Source organism: Brooklawnia sp., assembly GCF_032229645.1.
GTDB lineage: Bacteria > Actinomycetota > Actinomycetes > Propionibacteriales > Propionibacteriaceae > Brooklawnia.
Genome location: NZ_JAVTWX010000082.1, coordinates 23,209 through 42,206, shown reverse-complemented (window position 1 = coordinate 42,206; position 18,998 = coordinate 23,209). Strand labels below are relative to the sequence as shown.

Annotated in this window: 14 protein-coding genes; 6 read left to right on the top strand and 8 right to left on the bottom strand. The window is 65.1% G+C overall.

What is annotated here, in order from left to right:
* Positions 1 to 85 precede the first annotated feature (85 nt).
* From AAFP05_RS05865 to AAFP05_RS05850, 4 genes are all read right to left on the bottom strand, one after another.
* Entirely contained in the window at positions 86 to 1,165 is a 1,080-nt protein-coding gene (locus tag AAFP05_RS05865; protein WP_341728920.1) for a TIGR00730 family Rossman fold protein, read from the bottom strand.
* 28 nt (positions 1,166 to 1,193) lie between these two features.
* Positions 1,194 to 2,315 (bottom strand): tryptophan--tRNA ligase, encoded by a 1,122-nt coding sequence (gene trpS / locus AAFP05_RS05860; protein WP_341728919.1) that lies wholly within the window; start codon positions 2,313 to 2,315, stop codon positions 1,194 to 1,196.
* An 82-nt stretch (positions 2,316 to 2,397) separates the two neighbouring features.
* Positions 2,398 to 3,255, bottom strand: a complete 858-nt coding sequence (locus tag AAFP05_RS05855) for a PHP domain-containing protein (protein ID WP_341728918.1) — start codon at positions 3,253 to 3,255, stop codon at positions 2,398 to 2,400.
* 5 nt (positions 3,256 to 3,260) lie between these two features.
* Positions 3,261 to 8,081 carry an NAD-glutamate dehydrogenase domain-containing protein gene (locus AAFP05_RS05850; protein WP_341728917.1) on the bottom strand — a complete coding sequence of 1,607 codons (4,821 nt, stop codon included), beginning with the start codon at positions 8,079 to 8,081 and terminating at the stop codon, positions 3,261 to 3,263.
* Between the two features lie 187 nt (positions 8,082 to 8,268).
* Here AAFP05_RS05850 and AAFP05_RS05845 point away from each other — a divergent pair, with 187 nt between their 5' ends.
* Together AAFP05_RS05845 and AAFP05_RS05840 are read left to right on the top strand one after the other, a co-directional pair.
* The gene (locus tag AAFP05_RS05845) at positions 8,269 to 8,745 is read left to right on the top strand and encodes a DUF2505 domain-containing protein (protein WP_341728916.1); all 477 of its coding nucleotides are present in this window, start codon (positions 8,269 to 8,271) and stop codon (positions 8,743 to 8,745) included.
* Between the two features lie 9 nt (positions 8,746 to 8,754).
* Positions 8,755 to 9,351: a TetR/AcrR family transcriptional regulator gene (locus AAFP05_RS05840; protein WP_341728915.1), complete on the top strand. Its 597-nt coding sequence runs from the start codon at positions 8,755 to 8,757 to the stop codon at positions 9,349 to 9,351.
* A gap of 12 nt (positions 9,352 to 9,363) precedes the next feature.
* Here AAFP05_RS05840 and AAFP05_RS05835 read toward each other — a convergent pair whose 3' ends face one another.
* The 4 genes from AAFP05_RS05835 to AAFP05_RS05820 are packed head-to-tail and all read right to left on the bottom strand — an operon-like array spanning position 9,364 to position 14,043.
* Entirely contained in the window at positions 9,364 to 10,119 is a 756-nt protein-coding gene (locus AAFP05_RS05835) for an SDR family oxidoreductase (protein WP_341728914.1), read from the bottom strand.
* A 1-nt stretch (position 10,120) separates the two neighbouring features.
* Complete coding sequence (locus AAFP05_RS05830) at positions 10,121 to 11,464, bottom strand: aminotransferase class III-fold pyridoxal phosphate-dependent enzyme (protein WP_341728913.1); 1,344 nt, start codon at positions 11,462 to 11,464, stop codon at positions 10,121 to 10,123.
* Between the two features lie 60 nt (positions 11,465 to 11,524).
* Positions 11,525 to 12,601, bottom strand: coding sequence for a phosphotransferase (locus AAFP05_RS05825; RefSeq protein WP_341728912.1), 1,077 nt, complete (start codon positions 12,599 to 12,601; stop codon positions 11,525 to 11,527).
* A complete protein-coding gene (locus AAFP05_RS05820) occupies positions 12,598 to 14,043 on the bottom strand; it encodes an APC family permease (protein WP_341728911.1) in 1,446 nt (481 codons plus the stop codon). The genes AAFP05_RS05825 and AAFP05_RS05820 overlap by 4 nt, the downstream gene beginning before the upstream one ends.
* 240 nt (positions 14,044 to 14,283) lie before the next feature.
* On the opposite strand from AAFP05_RS05820, the gene AAFP05_RS05815 reads away from it, so the two are divergent.
* From AAFP05_RS05815 to AAFP05_RS05800, 4 genes are all read left to right on the top strand, one after another.
* Positions 14,284 to 14,874 (top strand): TetR/AcrR family transcriptional regulator, encoded by a 591-nt coding sequence (locus AAFP05_RS05815; RefSeq protein WP_341728910.1) that lies wholly within the window; start codon positions 14,284 to 14,286, stop codon positions 14,872 to 14,874.
* 610 nt (positions 14,875 to 15,484) lie between these two features.
* The gene (locus AAFP05_RS05810) at positions 15,485 to 16,462 is read left to right on the top strand and encodes a substrate-binding domain-containing protein (RefSeq protein ID WP_341728909.1); all 978 of its coding nucleotides are present in this window, start codon (positions 15,485 to 15,487) and stop codon (positions 16,460 to 16,462) included.
* The gene (locus AAFP05_RS05805; RefSeq protein ID WP_341728908.1) at positions 16,443 to 17,990 is read left to right on the top strand and encodes an ATP-binding cassette domain-containing protein; all 1,548 of its coding nucleotides are present in this window, start codon (positions 16,443 to 16,445) and stop codon (positions 17,988 to 17,990) included. Before AAFP05_RS05810 ends, AAFP05_RS05805 begins: the two co-directional genes overlap by 20 nt.
* A complete protein-coding gene (locus AAFP05_RS05800) occupies positions 17,987 to 18,991 on the top strand; it encodes an ABC transporter permease (protein WP_341728907.1) in 1,005 nt (334 codons plus the stop codon). The genes AAFP05_RS05805 and AAFP05_RS05800 overlap by 4 nt, the downstream gene beginning before the upstream one ends.
* Positions 18,992 to 18,998: the final 7 nt, after the last annotated feature.

Genomic DNA, 18,998 nt, shown 5'->3' with positions numbered 1-18,998 from the left:
CCCGCCATCTCCGGCAGCCGCTGCGAATTGCGACAGCTGCTGTCCCCCAGCCCCGCCATTTCCGGCAGCCACTGACGCGTCCCGGCTATCTCAGATCGTCAGGTGATGTCACTGCCGGGGCAGCCAGCGGATCGGGGGCGCTCGACAGACCATTGATCGCACGAATCAGCCGGTATAGCGAGCCCACCTGATAGGGATCGAAGCGGCAGGCGAGCCGCGGCAGGCCGAGACGGTCTTCATCGTCCAACTCATGACGAAGGGGGCCCCGTTTGCGAATAGTGCCCCTGGTCAACATGGTGCCGAATCTCTCGTTCAGCCCGGCAACCTCCTCCTCGGTGGGTTCGCGACGCAGCCTCAGGACGAGGAGGTCCCCCACCCAGCGCAGCGAGTCGTAGTTGCGCCAGAAACCGGTGATCTCGTCAGCGGCCTCACAGACCGAATCGGTCAGCACGACCCTGCCGAAGTCATCCGGAGAGATGACGTCTGCGCCTAATAGATGCTGGTTCAAGAAGTCGCGGAAGTCGGTCCAGAAGCGCCCACCCGGCTCGTCCAGCAGAACGATCGGCGTTGGCTCAGACTTGCCGGTTTGTTGCAAGGTGAGTAGTTCGAAGAACTCGTCCAAGGTACCGAACCCGCCAGGTACACAGATGAAACCACTCGATTCCTTGACCAGCATCAGCTTGCGAGTGAAGAAGTACTTCATCGCGACGTTGTGACCATTAGCGATCGAGGAATTCGGTTTCTCCTCGAACGGCAGTCGAATCGAGACGCCCAGCGAAAGGTCCGGTCCTGCTCCCTCGGCTGCTGCCTGCATGATGCCTGGGCCGGCTCCGGTCACCACCATCCAGCCGCGTTCGGCCAACTCGGAGGCCACCCGCTTGGTCTGCTGATAGGCGACGTCGTCCGGCTTGGTGCGTGCCGAACCGAAGACCGTCACCTTGGGGACGTGCGTGAACGGCGCAAAGAGGGCGAACGCCGCCCGCATCTCGGTCAGCGCAGCGCTGGCGATCTTCAGGTCAAGCTTGTCTGCCGGGTCGGTGCCCAGCCCGATGGCGTTCGTGAGCAGGCGTTCGATCAATCCGACATTCGCGGTGATCCCGGCCTCGCCGATGGCGGTGGCGAGCGTCTGAGTCACTTCGGTGGGCAGAATCGGAGGATTGGACATGCCTTCAACACCTCTCGTAGATCTGGGATCAGTAGTCCATCTGCATGGCTTTGCGGACCTCGCTGAGCGTCTGCGTGGCGACCTCATTGGCCTTCGTGTTGCCGGCCCGCAGCACGTCGACGAGATAGCCCTGGTCAGCCACCAACTCGGCACGACGTTCGCGGATCGGCGCCAGGTGATCGTTGATCACCTCGGTGACCAGTCTCTTGAGCCCGCCGCCGCCGGCATCGCCGACCTGCTCGGCGATCTGCACCGGATCGTCCCCGGTCGCCAGAGCGGCCAGCATCAACAGATTCGACACCTCGGGACGATTCTGCGGGTCGTAGGTGATGTGCCGGTCGGAGTCGGTCTTGGCCTTCTTGATCAGCTTGGCGGTCTGATCGGCGGTCATGCCGAGTTCGATCACATTGCCGCGAGACTTGCTCATCTTGGTGCCATCCAGCCCGAGGATGTTCGGGGCCGACGAGAGCAGGGCGTCGGCGAACGGGAACACCTGCCGAGACTGGTCGGCGCGTCCATAGCGCTCGTCGAAACGGCGGGCGATCAGCCTGGTCAGTTCCAGGTGTGGCAGTTGATCCTTGCCGACCGGCACGATGTTGGCCTTGCAGAAGAGGATGTCGGCTGCCTGATGAACCGGGAAGGTCAGCATCAGCCCGCTCATCGGACGATCCGAATTCGCCAGTTCGTCCTTGACCGTCGGGTTGCGGCGCAGTTCGGCATCGGTCACCAGCGACAAGAAAGGCAGCAGCAGCTGATTGAGCGGCGCCACCGCCGAATGCGCGAAGATCGTGGAGCGCGCCGGATCAATGCCCGCGGCCAGGTAGTCGGCGATCGCGCCATAGACGTTCGCTTTCAAGTCGCCGACACCGTCGCGGTCGTAGATCACCTGGTAGTCGGCGACCAGCACCCACGAATCGAGTCCGAGGTTCTGCAGGCGCACCCGGTTGGTCAGCGAACCGAAATAGTGGCCCAAATGCAGCTTGCCGGTCGGACGATCGCCGGTCAGCATGCGGTAACGCTCCGGATGTACCTGGAGATCGGCCTCGATCTGCTCGCTGCGATTGAGGCTGGCGCGCAGAGATCCGTCGACCGAGGAGGCGAGGCCATCACCAGATTCCGCCGAGTTCGTGGGCAGATCGACTGAAGTCATGGTCGCGCTTCTCCTTCTCGTGCTGCGGTTGAGCGGGTCCAGCTTAGCGTCTCGATTAGCACCGCCCGTGAAGCCCGGCGGCTCAGTCGATCACTCCGCCATGTGCTTTGATCCGGCGCAGCAACTCATCGAAGGCCGGTGGCCGGGTGAGCGCACAGCCTAGGTCGTGGCCATTCTTGCCGGTGCCGTGGTAGTCGCTCGAACCGGTGCGTACCAGACCGAGACGGGCGCCCAGCTGGTGGTAGAGCTCGCGGGTGTTCAGATCGTGCAGCGGATAGTCCACCTCGATGCCATCCAGTCCGTGCTCGACGCGCAGCCGCTCGGTCAGCGGCCCGGTCAGCACCGTTGACATCCCGCGGATACCGGGATGCGCGAGGACCACCGCCGCCCCGGCACCGTGTAGCAGGTCGATGCCTGCGGCCAACGGCACCGCCGGGCGTCCGACGTACGCGGGCGCTTCACGGTCGAGATAGCGCTCGAATGCCTCATCGCGGTTCGCCACGTAGCCGCGGGCCACCATGGCATCGGCGACATGCGGGCGCCCCAATGAGGTCTGGGCGTCCTTGGCCTGTGCCCGCACCTCCTCGAGAGTGAGCGGCATGCCGAGGCCGTCCAGCTTGGCGAGCATCTTCGGCAGCCGATTCGCGCGCCCTGTCCGCAATCGCACCAACTCGGCGTTCAGCGCCTCGTCGTCGCGCCGCGGGCCGTATCCGAGCAGGTGCACCTCTCGGCCGTCCTGGACGGCGCTCAACTCGACCCCGCCCAATACTCCGATGCCCACGCGGCGGCCCGCTTCACGGGCCTCGTCCAGCCCTGCCAACGTGTCGTGATCGGTCAACGCGATGATGTCCAGCCCTGCTTGCTGAGCATTGAGAACCAGTCGGGTTGGACTGTCGGTGCCGTCGGAGACCCAGGAATGAGTATGCAAATCGATGCGCATGATTTCTATCCTGCCCGCCGTTTCTCCAACAGACCACGCAGCGAAGAAACAGCCACCGACATCCGTGCCAGATCGACCGGTCCGGACGCCAACTCGTCGAGTACCGCCTGCTGCTGAGCTGCGTCCGGATTGGCCTGCCACCAACGGTCGACGATCGCCTCGGCTGTGGTCAGCTCGGGCCCGGCAAGCTCCAGCGCCGCTCCGGTGACGGCTGCCTGGGCGTTGATCAGATCGTCGCGCACCGCTGCTCTGGCCATGATCTCCCAGCGTCCGGTTCGCGGCAGCTCGAGTGAGCGACGCAACGCGCGTTCGATACCGAGTTGCTCGCTCAACCGGAAGTAGACCTGCGCGCAGCACGGGACATCGCGTCCATATTGCCTTGCCACCCGGACGATGGGCAGTGCGGAGTGGGCCAGCGACCAGCGCGCAACCCGCTCGGCCAGCCCGGCGTCCAGGCCACGAGCGGTCAGAACGTCCGCGCTTGCCCGGTAACGCTGCACACCGGCCTGGGTGAGCAGCTCGGGAAGTCGGGCCATGACCTCACGCACGCCGGGCTTGAGCTCGGCGACAACCGCCTCGATATCGATGCCGCTGCGGTGGGTCCGCAGGATCCACCGGGTAGCGCGTTCGACCAGATGGCGGATCTGCACACGCACCAGGGTCTGGGTATCGGCGTCGGTGTTCCAGGTTGTGAGCGCGGACTCTTGGGCCCCGGCATCCATCAGGTTGCGGGCGGCCAGCTGCGCCCGGACGATATCGTCCGCACCCGCGCCGGTCTCGGAGGCGAGCCGGTGGGCGGCGCTGATCCCCTGGGAATCGACGAAGCGGTTCACCGCGACGGTCGTGATGATCTGCCGGGCCAACGGATGAGCCGGTATCTGATCGACGAAACGTCCTCGCAGCGCCGACGGGAAGTACTTGATCAGGCGGTCGCGAAGATAGGGGTCCTCCGGCAGATCACCGGCCAGTAGGTCGTCGGCCAGAGCGTTCTTCACGGTGGCCAGCAGCATGGCCAGCTCGGGACTGGTCAACCCGTGCCCCTGGGCGGGCCGGGCCGCCAGCTCCTGACTGGACGGCAACCCATCCTGGCCCCTGTCGAGCCTACCGGCGGCCTCCAGCGCGCTGATCAGATCGTCATGGACGCCCGCGTTGGCCCGCGCCTGCAGCAACGAATTGGCAAGCGCCCGGTTTTGCACCACATTTTGGTGCAGCACGATCTCCGCAACCTCGTCGGTCATCTGCCGTAGCAAAGCGTTGCGCTCGTCGCGATCCAGTAGGCCTGCGGCGATCGCGGTGTCGAGCAGGATCTTGATGTTCACTTCATGGTCGGAGGTCGCCACGCCAGCCGAATTGTCGATGAAATCGGTATTGATCTTGCCTCCGGCAAGCGCATACTCGACCCGCGCCGCCTGAGTCCAACCCAGGTTGCCGCCCTCGCCGACACAGCGGGCGCGCACCTTCGACGCGTCCACCCGCACGGCATCGTTGCTGCGGTCGTCGGCCGCGCTGTGTGGTTGCCGGGTCGCCTTCACCCAGGTGCCGATGCCGCCGTTCCACATCAGGTCGACCGGCGCGCTCAGGATCGCCTTGATGATCTCGTTGGGCGTCAGCTGCGTGATGGACGCATCCAGACCAAGACTGCGGCGTACCGGTTCGGTCACCGGGATCGACTTGGAGGTACGCAGGTAGACCCCACCGCCGGAGCTGATGGCCTCGCTTCGGTAGCCGTCCCAGCCGCGGCCCTCGGTGAACAGGCGAGAGCGCTCGGCGAACGAGACCTGCGGCTCGGGATCCGGGTCGAGGAAGATGTGGCGGTGGTTGAAGGCCGCGACCAGCCGGATGTGGGATGAACGCAGCATGCCGTTGCCGAAGACATCGCCCGCCATGTCGCCGATGCCTACGCAGCTGAAGTCGTGGGCGGCCGGATCGACCCCCAGTTCGCCGAGATGGCGTTGCACCGAGATCCATGCGCCGCGGGCCGTGATCCCCATCTTCTTGTGGTCGAAGCCATCCGAACCACCCGACGCAAATGCGTCTCCGAGCCAGTAGCCGCGCGCCAGCGCGATCCTGTCGGCCATGTCGCTGAACGTCGCGGTGCCTTTGTCGGCCGCCACGACGAGGTAGGAATCGTCATCGTCCCAGGCCACCACCCGGTCCGGGCGCACGATCAGCTCGCGCGCAGGCTTCCCGGTACCCGTCGCATCCATCGCGGCGGCACTGTGCTGGGTCGGGTCGGCATGCACGCGGTTGTCGGTCACCGATAGCAGAGCGTTGATGAACGCCGCATAGCTGGCCCGCGCCTCGGCGATCCGCGCGGCGGGCTCTAAACCGGCCAGCCGTAGCGGGTAGAAGCCGCCCTTGGAGCCGACCGGGACGATGATCGCGTTCTTCACCGTCTGCGACTTGACCAGGTCCATCACCTCGGTGCGGTAGTCCTCCGCCCGGTCCGACCACCGGATACCACCACGCGCCACCTTGCCGAAGCGCAGATGGACACCCTCGACCTGCGGCGAGTAGACGAAGATCTCGTGCGCGGGTTGCGGTCCGCGCGCGAATTCCAGCTTGCGGGGATCGATCTTGAGCGCGAGCGCATCTCGTCGCTGGCTAGTTCCTTTGGCGATCAGGGGGTCGTCCAACGCATAGAAATTGGTGCGCACCAGCGCGGTGATGACCGCCAGGTACTGGCGAAGCATCCGGTCCTCGTCGAGCACGGCGATGGTGTCGATCACCTGGCGTACCTGCTCGGTCAGGTCCTCGACTCGGGCGGCCCGGTCGGCTCCCGGCGTGAGCCATGGCGTGAACTTTGCCTCGAAGAGATCCACCAGCATCGTGGTGATCTGCTTGTGCTTGTTCAGGGTCTCGGCGATATATGGCTGGGAGTAGGTGGTTCCCAACTGGCGCAGGTAGCGCGCGATTGCACGCAGCAGCCCGACCTGGCGCCAGTTCAATGCGGTCTGGGTCACCAGCCGGTTCAGTCGGTCGGCCTCGGCCAGCCCCGCGTAGCTGGCGGCTACCGCGGCGGTGAATCGTGCTCTGGCCTCGTGTGACCAGCCGACGAGGCGCTCCGCTCCGCCGGGCAACCGCAACCCGAAGTCGTAGACGTGCGCGTCCACGCCACGCAACCGCAGGTCGAATGGACGCTCGTCGATAACGTCCACGCCCAGGTTCGACAGGTGCGGCAAGATCTGCGAGAGCATCATCTCGGAGTCAACCCGCACGATCTTGAGCCGGAAATCCACGCCGTTCTCCGGTGGGCTAGGAACATACATGGCCTCGACCATGTCGTCGGGCCCGCTCACCTGGTTCAGCAGCATCAAATCGTCGACGGCATCCAGCGGCGAATACTGTTCCTTGTAGCCGTCCGGGTATTGGACGCCGCGCTGGGAACTGTCCAGTCGCTCGGCAATCTGGATGAACCGGTCGTCCCAGCTGCGGGATGTCTCCTCGATCGCCCTCGACAGCCGCTCGATATCCAGATCTGGCAGCTCGTGTCCGTCCGGCATTTTCAACGTGACGTGCAGGCTGGCCAATTGAGCGTCCGAAATCTGAACGCTCCACTGAGACGACTGCGCTCCGGTCACCGAGAGCAGCAACTGCTCGATCCGCTGGCGCACCGAGGTGTTGTAGCGTTCGCGCGGCAGATGCACGAGTACCGAGATGAACCGTCCCCAGCGGCCCGGTCGTACGTGGGTGATCACCCAACGGGGATCCTCCACATCGGCGATCTCGGCGATGATCGGGGTCAGCTCCTCGGTGCTGGCCTCGAAGAGATCGTCCCTGGGATGAGCCTCGATAGCGGCGGCAACCGATCGTCCGCCATAGGAGGCCGGATCGTAGCCGATGGCCGCACTGATCTGGCGGGCCTTGCCACGCAGTACCGGAATGTTGGCCACCGGCTCGCTCAGCGCGGCCGGCATGAACAGGCCGAGGAAACGGCGCTCGACATGGGCACCATCCGGCTCGATCAGATGGAGCGCGAGATAGTCCAGATAGCTGGATCGCAGCACGGTGGAGCGTACCGAATCCTTGGTGATCACCAAGAGTTGGCCCTCCCGCGGCACCGCACCAAAACTCTGGGCGGCTCTGGCGTCGCCGGTCAAGATGCCGAGCCCACCGGGCAACGGCCGCAGCCGGTTGCCGGTCAGCTCGAAGTCGCGGGCACCGAGCAACAAGAAGCGGTCGTCGGCGCACCAGCGCAACATCTGGGCCGCGGTGGCGGCGTCCGCGTTGTCGCCGGAATCGGCCTGTTCTGCTGCGCTTAGCAGCCGGGCATGCATCGCGTCATGGTCACGGGTCGCCGCTTCGAGATCGGCCAGGCTGTTCTCGAGCGCCTCCGCCAAGTCGGGCAGCGCGTCCTCTGCCGATGCACCCACCGGCGGGTAAAGCTCGATCCACAGCCACGCTTCGGCGACCGCAGCCTTGCCCTCAGCGCGATGGACGACAGTGACCAGGTTTCCTGCCGCGTCCCGCGCGACCTGGTACTGCGGGTGGACGAGGTCGCGAACCGCCCAGCCCTGACCGCTCAGCACCATGGTCACGGTGTCGACCAGCCAGTCCTTGTCATCGGTGACGACGGTGAGCACGGTATGACCGCCGGCGTCCCAGCCGTCGATATCCAGCGTCGGGGTGAACAGCTCGATATGGGACTCCCCCGGCAGCCTGCGCCAAGCCAGTTTCGCGTGATGCATCAGCGCATTGGCGATCAGCTTCGGCGGCCGGGTGAGCAGCAGCGAATTGTCGGCGTGCCTGAAATAGTGCTGGAGGAACTCGGTGATCCGCTCTGGCCCGGCGAGGTTGATACCGGCGCTCGCCGCCAGATCAGCCACCTTCCGGAGCAAGTGATCACGATTCGGCCGTGGATTGCGACGAGCGTCGCTGTTCATTTCCTGGTCACACTCCCGTGCTCCGAGCATCTGCCTTCAGCGGAATCCTTGTCAAGCAACACTAGTGGCCACGATGCGTCGGCGAGTAGGACTTCGCCGTGTCCGATGGAAGTACGCAACAATAGAGCCCATGCAGATCACCGCCCGACACAGCTACTTCGCCAGCCCCGGCCAGATCCTCGTGATGATGGCGGACGAACGCTGGCTCGCCGAGATCGCCCGCCGCGCGGGCGCGCAAGAATGGGATGTCTCGGTCGACACGCAGGGCAGCCACGTCTGGGCCGCGATGCCCGCTCCGGCGCGCGCGCAACGCTTCACCGGCCCCACGATGAAGGTGGGCCTCACCATCGCTTGGAGCCCGCTCACCGATGTCGGCATCAGCGACGGGAGCCTCGATGTGAGCACCCCGGGGATGCCTGCCAGCATGACCGGTACCGCCCATCTGGCCGCGGAGGGTGCGGTGAGCATCGTCACCTACCTCGCCAACTTCGCCATCACCGTCCCGCTGATCGGCAAGTCCTTGGAGCAGGCCGCCGCCCCCTATGTGCGCCGCATCATCGACATCCAGCAGAGCGTGGGCACTGACTACCTGGCGGAAAATCTCTAGGAGATCGCGATGACCCGGCAGAGGATGTCACTTCGGGAGCGCCAACAGGAGCAGGCAAGACGCGAGATCGTCTCTGCCGCGCTGCAGCTGATCTCTGCGGAGGGTACCGAGGCGATCACCATTGACCGGCTGTCTGTTGAGGCCAATATGGCCAGAGCAACACTGTATGCGCGGTTCCCTGACGGCTTGGACGCGATCATCGCGGCTGCTTACGCGGCCGTCAGCGATCAGATCACCCAAAGCAGCGCTGCGGCGATATCGCCCGGCAGCGCATGGGATGAGTCGATGCTGGCGTGGGCCCAGTGCTTCGTCGACGTATCCGCCCAGCCCGGCATCGGGCGTTTCTATAACGTTGTCGGGCCGCGGATGAACGCGGCAGGCCAGGTCGTCGGACGCGGCTCCGAAGCGACGATGGCAGCCTTCGAGCAGCTTCTCGGCCGCGCTGTCGGCGAGGGCGCGCTGCCCGCTGACGCGCCGGTGCAGGCGCTGGCCGTGATGCTGGTCGGGGCGCTGCGCGAGTCGGGGATGGCGATAGCCCGGGGATCGGTGACTGCGGAGCAGGCATTGACATCATTCAGCTGGCTGCTGCAGCGGCTCAGCCGCTAGCCAGCACCGGGCTCACGCAGGGAAACTGGACCTGCCCGCGAACCCGAAATCGCTCAGCATCGATACGCCGTTGATAGCCCGCGACCGGGGCGAGGCGAGCATCAGCACCGCCCATGCCGTCTCCTCGGGCGTCTGCACCGGGTAGCCGGCGCCGTCGAATGACTTCACTCCGAGACCTCGGCGCGCCATCGGTGTGTCCACGATGGACGGGCAGACCGAATTCACCCGGATGCCATCATCGAATAGCTCCAAGCTGAGAGCCTGAGTGAGCTGGCGGACCGCGCCTTTCGAGGCGATATATGGCAGCATCCCGGGAGCGGAGACGAACCCGGAGTCAGAGCCGATCAGCACTACCGAGGGCGAGGCCGAGCACCGCAGGAATCCCAAAGCGGCCTGCACGGTGGCGAATGCTCCCACCACATTGATATCCAGCGCGGCGCGGAACCCTTCTGGGGTGAGATCGTCGACCGCGGCTCCGAATTCGCCTTCCACCCCGGCGCTGGTCACGACAATGTCAATGCCGCCGAGCCTCTCGCCGAGTTCGGCGACTGCCTCGCGCAGCTGCCCTGTCTCGCGCACGTCGGCAATCGCCGCCGCCCACGGGCCGCAGTCATCGAGCTCGCGGGCAAGCGCGCCGACTGCTTCTGGGCGCCGGATGATCACCCCGGCCGAGGCGCCCTCGCCCAGAGCTGCCTTCGCTACCGCCAGTCCGATCCCGGACGCGGCCCCGGTCACCAGCACCCTCGTGCCCTCAAGCTGCAGCGACACTTCAGCAGCCTCCCGTCGCGGATGCCAGCACGGCAGTCAGTCCGTCGGCGAAGGCTGCGGCGAAAACGTCTGCATCGGAACGACCAAAGGCCAGCGGAGGCCTCACCTTCATGACATTGTCGTATCTGCCTATCCGTGCGCCCAGGACGCCGCATTCCCGCAGCTCCTCGGTGAGCCAGCCCGCTGTCTGCGCGGCCGGACGGCCATCATCGCCGGTCAGCTCAATGCCGAGATAGAGCCCATCGCCCCGCAAGTCCGCGATCTGGGGCAGACCGGGGGCGAGCGCGGCCAGCTTGGCCCGCAGGTATTCGCCGGTTGCCTTTGCCTTGCTCATCAGCCCGGCATCATCCATCTCATCGAGCACGGCCGCCGCGGCAGCGGTCGGCACCGCCGTCGTCGCGAAGGTGTTGAAATACTGGTTGCGCGAGGAGAACTCATCCCCCAGTGCCGATGGCAGCACAACCGCGCCGATCGGCAGGCCATTGCCCATCGGCTTGCCGAGTGTCACCAGGTCGGGCACCAGACCATACTTCTGGTAGCCCCACATCCACGAGCCCAAACGCCCGAAACCCGACTGGACCTCGTCGGCAATGTACAGCCCGCCCTCGCTTCGGACCCGATCGGCCAGCCCTTGCAGGTACGCGGCCGGAACCCGGGGCAGACCCTCGGTGGAGAAGCTGGCATCGAGCAGCACAGCTGACACGCGATGCCCCGACGCGGCCAACGATGCCAAAGCCTCATCCGCCTCGACGAGTGCCGAGGAGACGATTGCCGAGATCTCTGCCTGGCCGGCGCCCTGCGGAACGTCGGGGATCGTGATGGCGCGCACGTGTTCTCCGAGGGGCTCCCGCACCGTCAGACCCGTGGTGAGCTGCGCCAGCATCGTGGTGTTGCCGTGATAAGAGAAATCGGAGATCAGCACCCCGTTGCCGCGGGCGTGCTGCCGGGCGATCCGCAGCGCCAGCTCGTTGGCCTCCGACCCGCTGTTCACGAACATCACCCGCTCCAGCCCAGGCTCGAAAGTGGCCAGCAGGCGCTCGGCGTAGGCGATCGGCTGCTCGGTCAGATACCGGCTGTTGATATTGATCTGGCTCAGCGCATCGCAGACCGCTTCGCGCACCCGCGGATGGCTATGGCCGATGTGCGGCACATTGTTATACGCGTCCAGATAGCGCTTGCCTGCGGAGTCGATCACCCAGCTTTTCTCCCCCCGCACTAGTTCGAGGGGCTCGGCATAGAACAGCGGGGAGCGCGAGCCCAAGGTGGCCAGTCTGCGGCGCATCAGCGGCGTTCGTGCCACGGCCTCTCGGGGACGGCCGTTGGTGATCAGTGCGGTGTCGGTCAACGTGTGACTCCGTTCATGGTTGCTGTGGATCTGAACTCAGTGCGTCCGGCCGGAGCCAGGCTATTCCCGCTGGCCTGCAGTCAGATAGCCGCGGGCCATAGATATAACGTGCGGCATGAAATCGTCGCGCAAGAACTCGGCCGCCTCATCGCCCCGCCGGTCGGCTGCCCAGCCCAGGTAGGTGAGCATGCGGGCCAGCAGCAGGCTCGGCCAGGCGGCAAGCTGTGCATCAGAGATCGCCCTGACGCGCTGGTAGCCCTCGAATAGGGCCACCTCGTAGCGCGGGTAGTCGGGATGCGAGGTGAGGAAGCCCAGCACGGTGGCAAGGTCGAACAGATACCAGCCCGATCCCGCATCGTCGAAGTCGATGACCGTCAGCCCTGCCGAGCCCCAGAGCAGATTCTCGAAGGTCAAGTCGCCATGCAGCAGCCCGAATTCGCCCGGCCCGGCGGGCAGCGCGGCGAGTGTCTGGCCGATCCGGCTCATCGCACGGCGCAGATCGGCCTTATCGTCCTCGTTTTCGGCCAGCCGCAGCGGGTCGCCCCACAGCGGACGCAGACCCACCAGCCCGGCGCAGTCCCAGCTCAGCCGGGCGTCCGCATTCAGCCTGCCCGATTGCTGGGCGCTGATGATCGCCTCATGCATGCGGGCGGCCAGTTCACCGACCTTTTCGATCTCGGCCACGCTGGGCACCGCAGCTCCCACAAAGACGTCGGTGACATCGCCGAGCTGGACCATATCCGGTATCCAGCGCTGAAGGTCAACGAAGAATGCGACCTGGTCAGGGCCGATGATCTGCTCAACCAGCAGGCCTGCCGCAGAGACGATCGGCTCAGGAACCGCAATCCCGGCCTCGCCCAGCACCGTCAGCAGCTCCATCTCGCATTCGATCGCCGCCCGGGTCTGGTATCCCGGACGATGCAGCCGTAGCGCGCAACTGCCGCTTGCGGTATCGACGCGGAATACCCAGTTCTCCCGGTATTTCACGAAATGGACCGATGCCTGGGTGATACCCCATGCGATGCAGGCCTGCCGTACCACCGGCGGCATCGACGCCGGCAATTGCGTATCGATCTCGATGTTGCTGTGCAGTGCCGGGCCGGCCGCCCACTCCTGCGCACCGGGCTGAGCGCTCATGAGGCCAGCGCCTCGATGTCGTTGCCGAGGCCCGCGTAGGTCACCGGGCGGGTCCGCTTGAGGATCTGCGAGTAGACCAGTCCCACAATCACCGCGATCGGAAGCAGCCACGGCAATGCGGCGATCACGGGCGAATCGGAGCCTGCCATCGTGCCGAAGTTCGCGATCGCCAAGGTGACGATGACCGCAAGCCCGAGAGCGCCGATCGATGGCATCACCAGAGTGCTCCAGATCCGGGGGTCGCGGTTGCGCCGGAAGTTGACGATGATCGCGATAGCGGCCAGCAGCTGCAAGGAGATGATGCCGAGCGTCCCGAATCCGGTCATGGCCGGCACCAGCGAGGTCATCGGGTCAGCGCCAACGACCGCGAAAACTCCGACAACGGCCAGTGAAAGCGCAATCTGAACCAGCGAGGCGTTGACCGGCGCACCATTGAGCGAGCGCGTCCGGCTCAGCCACTGCGGCAGCACCCGGGCCCGCCCGAGCGCGTAGAGATACCGCGTCGCCGAGCTGTGCAGTGCGAGCAAGGCGGCGAAGAGGCTGACCAACAGCAGCAGCTGCATCACGAAGGTGTATCCCGGCCCCAGGTAGGCATCGGCGATGGCGAAGACCAGGTCGCCGGCAGCCAGATGCTCCAGCGCGACCGATTGGGTCTCCATCACGCCGAGTGCGCTGATGAATGCCCAGGTGGTGAAGGTGGCAAATGCCCCGATCAGGCTGATCGCGATGATGGTCGCCTTGGGAATGGTCTTGCCCGGCTCCTTGGCCTCCTCGGAGAACAGGCCGGTGGCCTCGAATCCGACGAAGGCGTTGGCGGCGAACAGCAATCCCAGGCCCAGCGATCCCTGACCGATGGCCTGCGGGCTGAAGGCCCGAATGGCGAACCCGGTACGGCTCAGGATCACGAAATCCAGGACCAGCAGCACGGCCATCTCCAGCACCAGCGAGACTCCGAGGAATTTCGCGCTGAAACTCACTCCCTGCCTGGTGAAGATCCACGCTGCCGCTCCCATGATCAGTGACCAGGTGACCCAGGGGATCTCGACCCCGATCAGCGGCCCGAGAATGGCTTGGAAGAAGAAACCGGTAGTGCCGAAGGCACCAATAACAAAGCCGTTATAGCCGAGCAGTGCGATGAGCCCCGAGACGAGGCCTGCCCGATTGCCGAGGGCGCGCACAGTGTACGCGTAGAACCCGCCCGCGCTGACCATGGTCTTCGACATCTGACCGTAGCCAACAGCGAAACACAGCATGACAGCGGTCACTACAACGAACGATGCGGCCATGCCGCCGCCGTTGCCGACGGCCATGCCGATAGAGGCAACGACCACCATGCCGGTCAGCGGGGCGACCGCCGCCAGCACCAGAAAGACGATATGCGCAACGCCGAGTTCGTTGCGGCTCAAAGTGACGCTCGGGGAAGTTTGGATTGTCGCAGTCATGGGCTTCTCCGTCAGAAAGGGACCGACCCCGCCGCATCCGTAATGCGGCGATGAAGCTAGTTCAGCATACCGATCATTCAAAGCTTGAACTATGAGTCTAGTTGTAACGTAACTGCACGATCTTGTTACACCGCTGCCATCAAACAGCTGGCCTTGGCCCGGCATGCTCGTCTCAGCGAGACGTGCACGCCAAGCCGACCGGTCCGCAAGGCGCGGCACGACTGACGGAGGTGCGGAGCCATGCCGAAAATCGTCGATCATGCCCAGCGCCGCGCCGAGATCATCGACGCGACGCTGACCCTCATCGCCGCCGAAGGCGTGACCGCAGTGACCTCGCGAGGCCTCGCCAAGCATCTCGGCATCTCCAACGGCGCCCTGTGGCGCTACTTCGACGACAAGGCAGACCTGCTGGCGGCGGCCTACCGCACTGTGGTCACCAATACCAACAAGCGGGCTGCGGCCGCACTGAAGGGCGCCCACGGGGCCGAGGCCGTGCTCGCCTTCGTGGAGGCACTGCTACCGCTCACCGATATCGCCGGCCAGGAGGCAAAGGTGGTCGTCGGATTCTGGGGACTCGCCGCCGCCGACCGCGCCGCCAGCAGCCTCGGGCGCCCCGAGCTTCAAGAATGGGATAAGCAGATCGAAGTGCTCCTGCACCGGGCCCGCCAGGCCGGCGAAGTGCGAAACGAAACACCGGTTAGGGCACTGACAACCATGCTGCTGAGCTACGTCGTCAACACCCAGGTCGAGTACGTCTTCCAGGGTCCGGAGACCACCCGCAATATCCTGCAACCCGTGGCCGAAATCTTGCAGACCTTCCGCACAGGCTAGCCACGGCTCCGCATATCTGGTTGTCAGATCGGTATTCCGCACCGCCCGTCGAGCCACAACCGCTCAGCGTCCGCCCGGTACACCGCAACATAGTTGTCATATTTGCGAAACTTTTCGTGTACATGCGTTCATTAATGTACCGCTCACAGCACACGGAAGGACACAGCGATGATCTGCATCTGCGCCGCAGGCTCCAACACACGGGCTCCCCCGGCGCTGGCCAAGCCACCAGACCCGGATCCTGAACCCACGATCCAGTGCCGGGGCCGGCGGCCCCGCCGACAACACGTCTCAGCCAGGACCCGGCCCGGCCACTACTGGCAAATGGGCCTCAGCCTTTGGGAGCCATTGGGGGTTAACGACCCGAATTCTCGCGTGTCACCCCAGATTACTTGACCTGCATTTATCGTGCGCAGTAATCGAGCTCCACCCTTTTCTTTCAGCTGCGAGCACTTTCCAGTATCTCAGCGGAACAGGCAACAACTCTTGACCGCTACTCTTCGCGGCCAGATCAGATCTTGTGTGCGAATCAATCACACGCAGATCCAGCTTTTCAACCGTCCGATAAGCAACTGCACGGGATCTCCAAATCGTCCCGAAAGGACTCATCATGGCAAAATTCGCCCGCACGGCCACCGTAATCGCCGCCGTGACTATGGTTATCAGTCTTTCGGCCTGCTCATCTGGAAACACGGTCGGCAGCACCGGCTCGGAAAACGCACCCAATGGGGCTCTGGCCTGGAGTTTCCCCACCCAGGATGTCAGCATCTGGAATGCCCAGCTGAAGCTCATGGAGCCCATGGTCTCCGAAGCCGGCTACGAATTGCTCACCGATAGCCCCAATTTCAATGTGACCACCCAGGTATCTGACTGGGAGTCGTGGGTGGCCCGTGGCGATGTCAAAGCAATCGGCGGTTTCCCGGCGGATGCATCGTCCATGACTGCCGTTACCGCCCAGGCCGCATCCGCCGGCATTCCGGTGATCGGATATGCCGGAAAATGGGACGGTGTTGATCATGCCGTGCTGATCTCGAATTACGACGCCGGAATGCAGGTCGGCCAGGCCGCCGGCGAATGGATCAATCAGACCTATGGCGGCCAGAGCGTGCGAGTCGCGACTATGTCGGATACCACCGCTCAGCTGGGCCAAGATCAGCTCGCCGGTCTCAAAGCCGGGCTCGCTGCCAGCGGAGCAAAAGCCGAGATATCGCAGCTGGAGGCCAAGACCCGCAACGACGGCTACAGCCAGGCCCAAAGCCAGCTGGTCGCCCACCCCGACACAGTGGTGTGGCTCGGCATCGGGTCAGATATGGTGCTCGGCGCCCGGCAGGCGCTGATCGACAGCGGTGTGCCCGCCAACGATCCGAAGCACTACGTCAGCGCCACCGATGCCGACTCCGAAGCACTCGATCTGATCGCCAGCGGCAACGACATGTGGCGGACCTCCTTCGCCTGGAATGCCCAGGACCTGGCCGAGGCCAATGTCAAGCAGCTGCTCGCGGCAGCCAACGGCTCGCTCAGCGGCGACATCGAGGTAGGCGTGGCCCAGGTGACCAAGGACAATGTCGATGACTTCCGCAACAACTAGCCCGGCCGGCCCAGCCGGCCCGCCTGCTCCTCCGCGTATCTCGTTCGACTCTGTCAGCCGGGTCTTCGGCGCGACCACCGCGCTGTCTCAGGTGAGCTTCGCGATGGCTCCGGGCGAGATCGTCGGCCTGCTCGGCCACAACGGGGCCGGTAAGACGACCCTGATCAATATCGCCAGCGGGGCGCTCGCGGCCGGTTCGGGCACCGTAGCGATCGACGGAGAGGTGCTCAACGGGCTGGGCCCGGCGCGGATCGCCGAGCGCGGACTGTGCGTGGTGAGCCAGGTGCCCAGTCTGATTCCGGGCATCTCGGTCTGGGACAATCTCTTCCTCGCCGATACCCGCAGGCAATCCCATCACGAAAGGGTCGAGGCCGCGCGCAGCGCAATGGCCGAGGTGGGGCTCGGCGATATCTCACTGCACACCCAGGTCTCGTTGCTCTCGGTCGGTGAGCGGCAGCTCGTTTCGCTGGCGCGCGGATTAGTCCGGGGCGATATCAGGGTGCTGCTGCTCGATGAGCCGACAGCCGCGCTGGGCCTGCCGGAGACCCGCACCTTGCACGGGCTGGTCCGCCGGTTCGCCGCGTCGGGCACCTCGGTTATCTACGTCTCCCACCGGCTGCCCGACGTCATGGATATCTGCACCCGGGCGGTGATCTTCAACTCCGGCGCAGTGGTCACCGACCGGCCGATGTCGGAGCTGTCGCTGGCCGAGCTGGCTTCCGCGCTCGCCCCCGGCTACACCGACCTCGAACCGGCCGCAGTCACTCCCGGCGAGGTCGTGCTGCGCACTCACGACCCCGACCCCGCCGGTCTCCAGCTCGAGTTCCGGGCGGGCGAGGTGGTGGGAATGTTCGGAATGGCGGCCGGAATCGAATTTGACATCCTGACCGCATTGTTCGGGCTGGGCACCAACAGAAAAACCGACGACCTGACATTCGAGCTCTTCGGCCACCCGTTCGCCGCCAGCGGGCCATCGGAGGCGATCCGGGCAGGCATCCACCTGGTGCCGGCCGACCGCGAGACCGATGGCCTGGCACACAACCTGAGCGCCCGGGAGAACGTGATGCTGCCCTGGTATCACAGTGTCGATCCCGGCGGCATTCTGCGCGCGGCCACCGGCTCTGAGATCTATGCGCAGGCACGCTCCTTGCTGAATGTCCAGGGGCCCTCCGGCGACCAGTCGATCGACACATTCAGCGGCGGCAACCGCCAAAAGCACCTGCTGGCCCGCTGGATGCTGCCGCACCGCCCGCAGCTCCTGCTGCTCTTGCAGCCCACCCAGGGAGTCGATATCCGCGGCAAGAACGACATCGTCCGCGCCGTGCAGAGTTTCGCTGCCGAGGGCTGCTGCGTCATCGTCGCCTCCTCCGAGTCGGACGAGATCGCCCGCATGTGCAACCGCTCCTACGTCATCTATGGCCATCGCGCCACCCACGTCGAAGCAGGAGCCGAGATGGAGGGCGACCTGCTCTCCGGCCTGCTGGCCCTGTCCGGCGACTCACTCTTCCAGACAGGTAGGGATTCATGAAGCTGCCAAGCTCAGAGAGCATCCGGATGCTCCTCGTCCGCAACGGTGTCTTGCTGGCACTGGTCGCGCTGATCGCCGTATTCGGCATTCTCAATCCGCGCTTCCTCAGCGCACAGAATCTGCAGACCATCTTGCTGCAGATCTCCGAGCTGGGCCTGATCGCGTTGCCGGTGGCATTCGTGGTGATGCAAGGCACCGTCGACATGTCGGTCGGCTCGATTGCGACGCTGGCCGCGGTGATCGGCTCGCAGGTCATGGTGGCAACCCAGAACCCGCTGTTCGGCGTCGCCGCAGGATTGGCGGTGGGCGTTATCGCCGGACTGCTGAACGGCGTACTGGTCGCCAAGGCGGGGCTGAACCCGTTCGTGGTCACCCTCGGTTTCCTCAGTGCCTGGGGCGGCCTGGCACTGTTCCTCTCCGATGGCCGCACGATCAGCGGACTGCCCAAGTCGTTCACCAATCTCGGCTCGGCCTCCATCATGGGAATCCGGATGCAGATCGTCTTGCTGGTGATTGCGATCATTGCCTCCTGGTTCACCTTGAACCGGACCGCACGCGGACGCGAGATTCTCGCTGTCGGCGGGAATACCCGGGCCGCACATCTGATGGGCCTGCCGGTCTCGCGGATCAAGGTCACCACCTACGTCGTCAGCGGTCTGGTCGCCGCCTTCGTCGGTCTGCTGCTCTCCGCGAAGCTCGGGGCCACCAGCCCGGTGGTCGGCCAGGGCCTGGAGGTGGACGCGCTCACCGTGGTCCTGCTCGGCGGCATCGCGTTCGAGGGCGGCTCGGGCCGGATCAGCGGCGTGGTCTACGGCCTCGCCTTCGTCGGGGCTCTCAAGAACGGCCTGGTCATCTTGAGCGTCTCCCCTTACCTGCAGACCGTGATCGTCGGTCTCACCCTTGTCGCAGCGGTCATGCTGGACCGCTCGATCCAGCAGGCAGTGGCACGCGCCATCAATCTCAACGGACGCAAATCCAGCTCCGCCAGCACCCAGAACTGAAGGGACA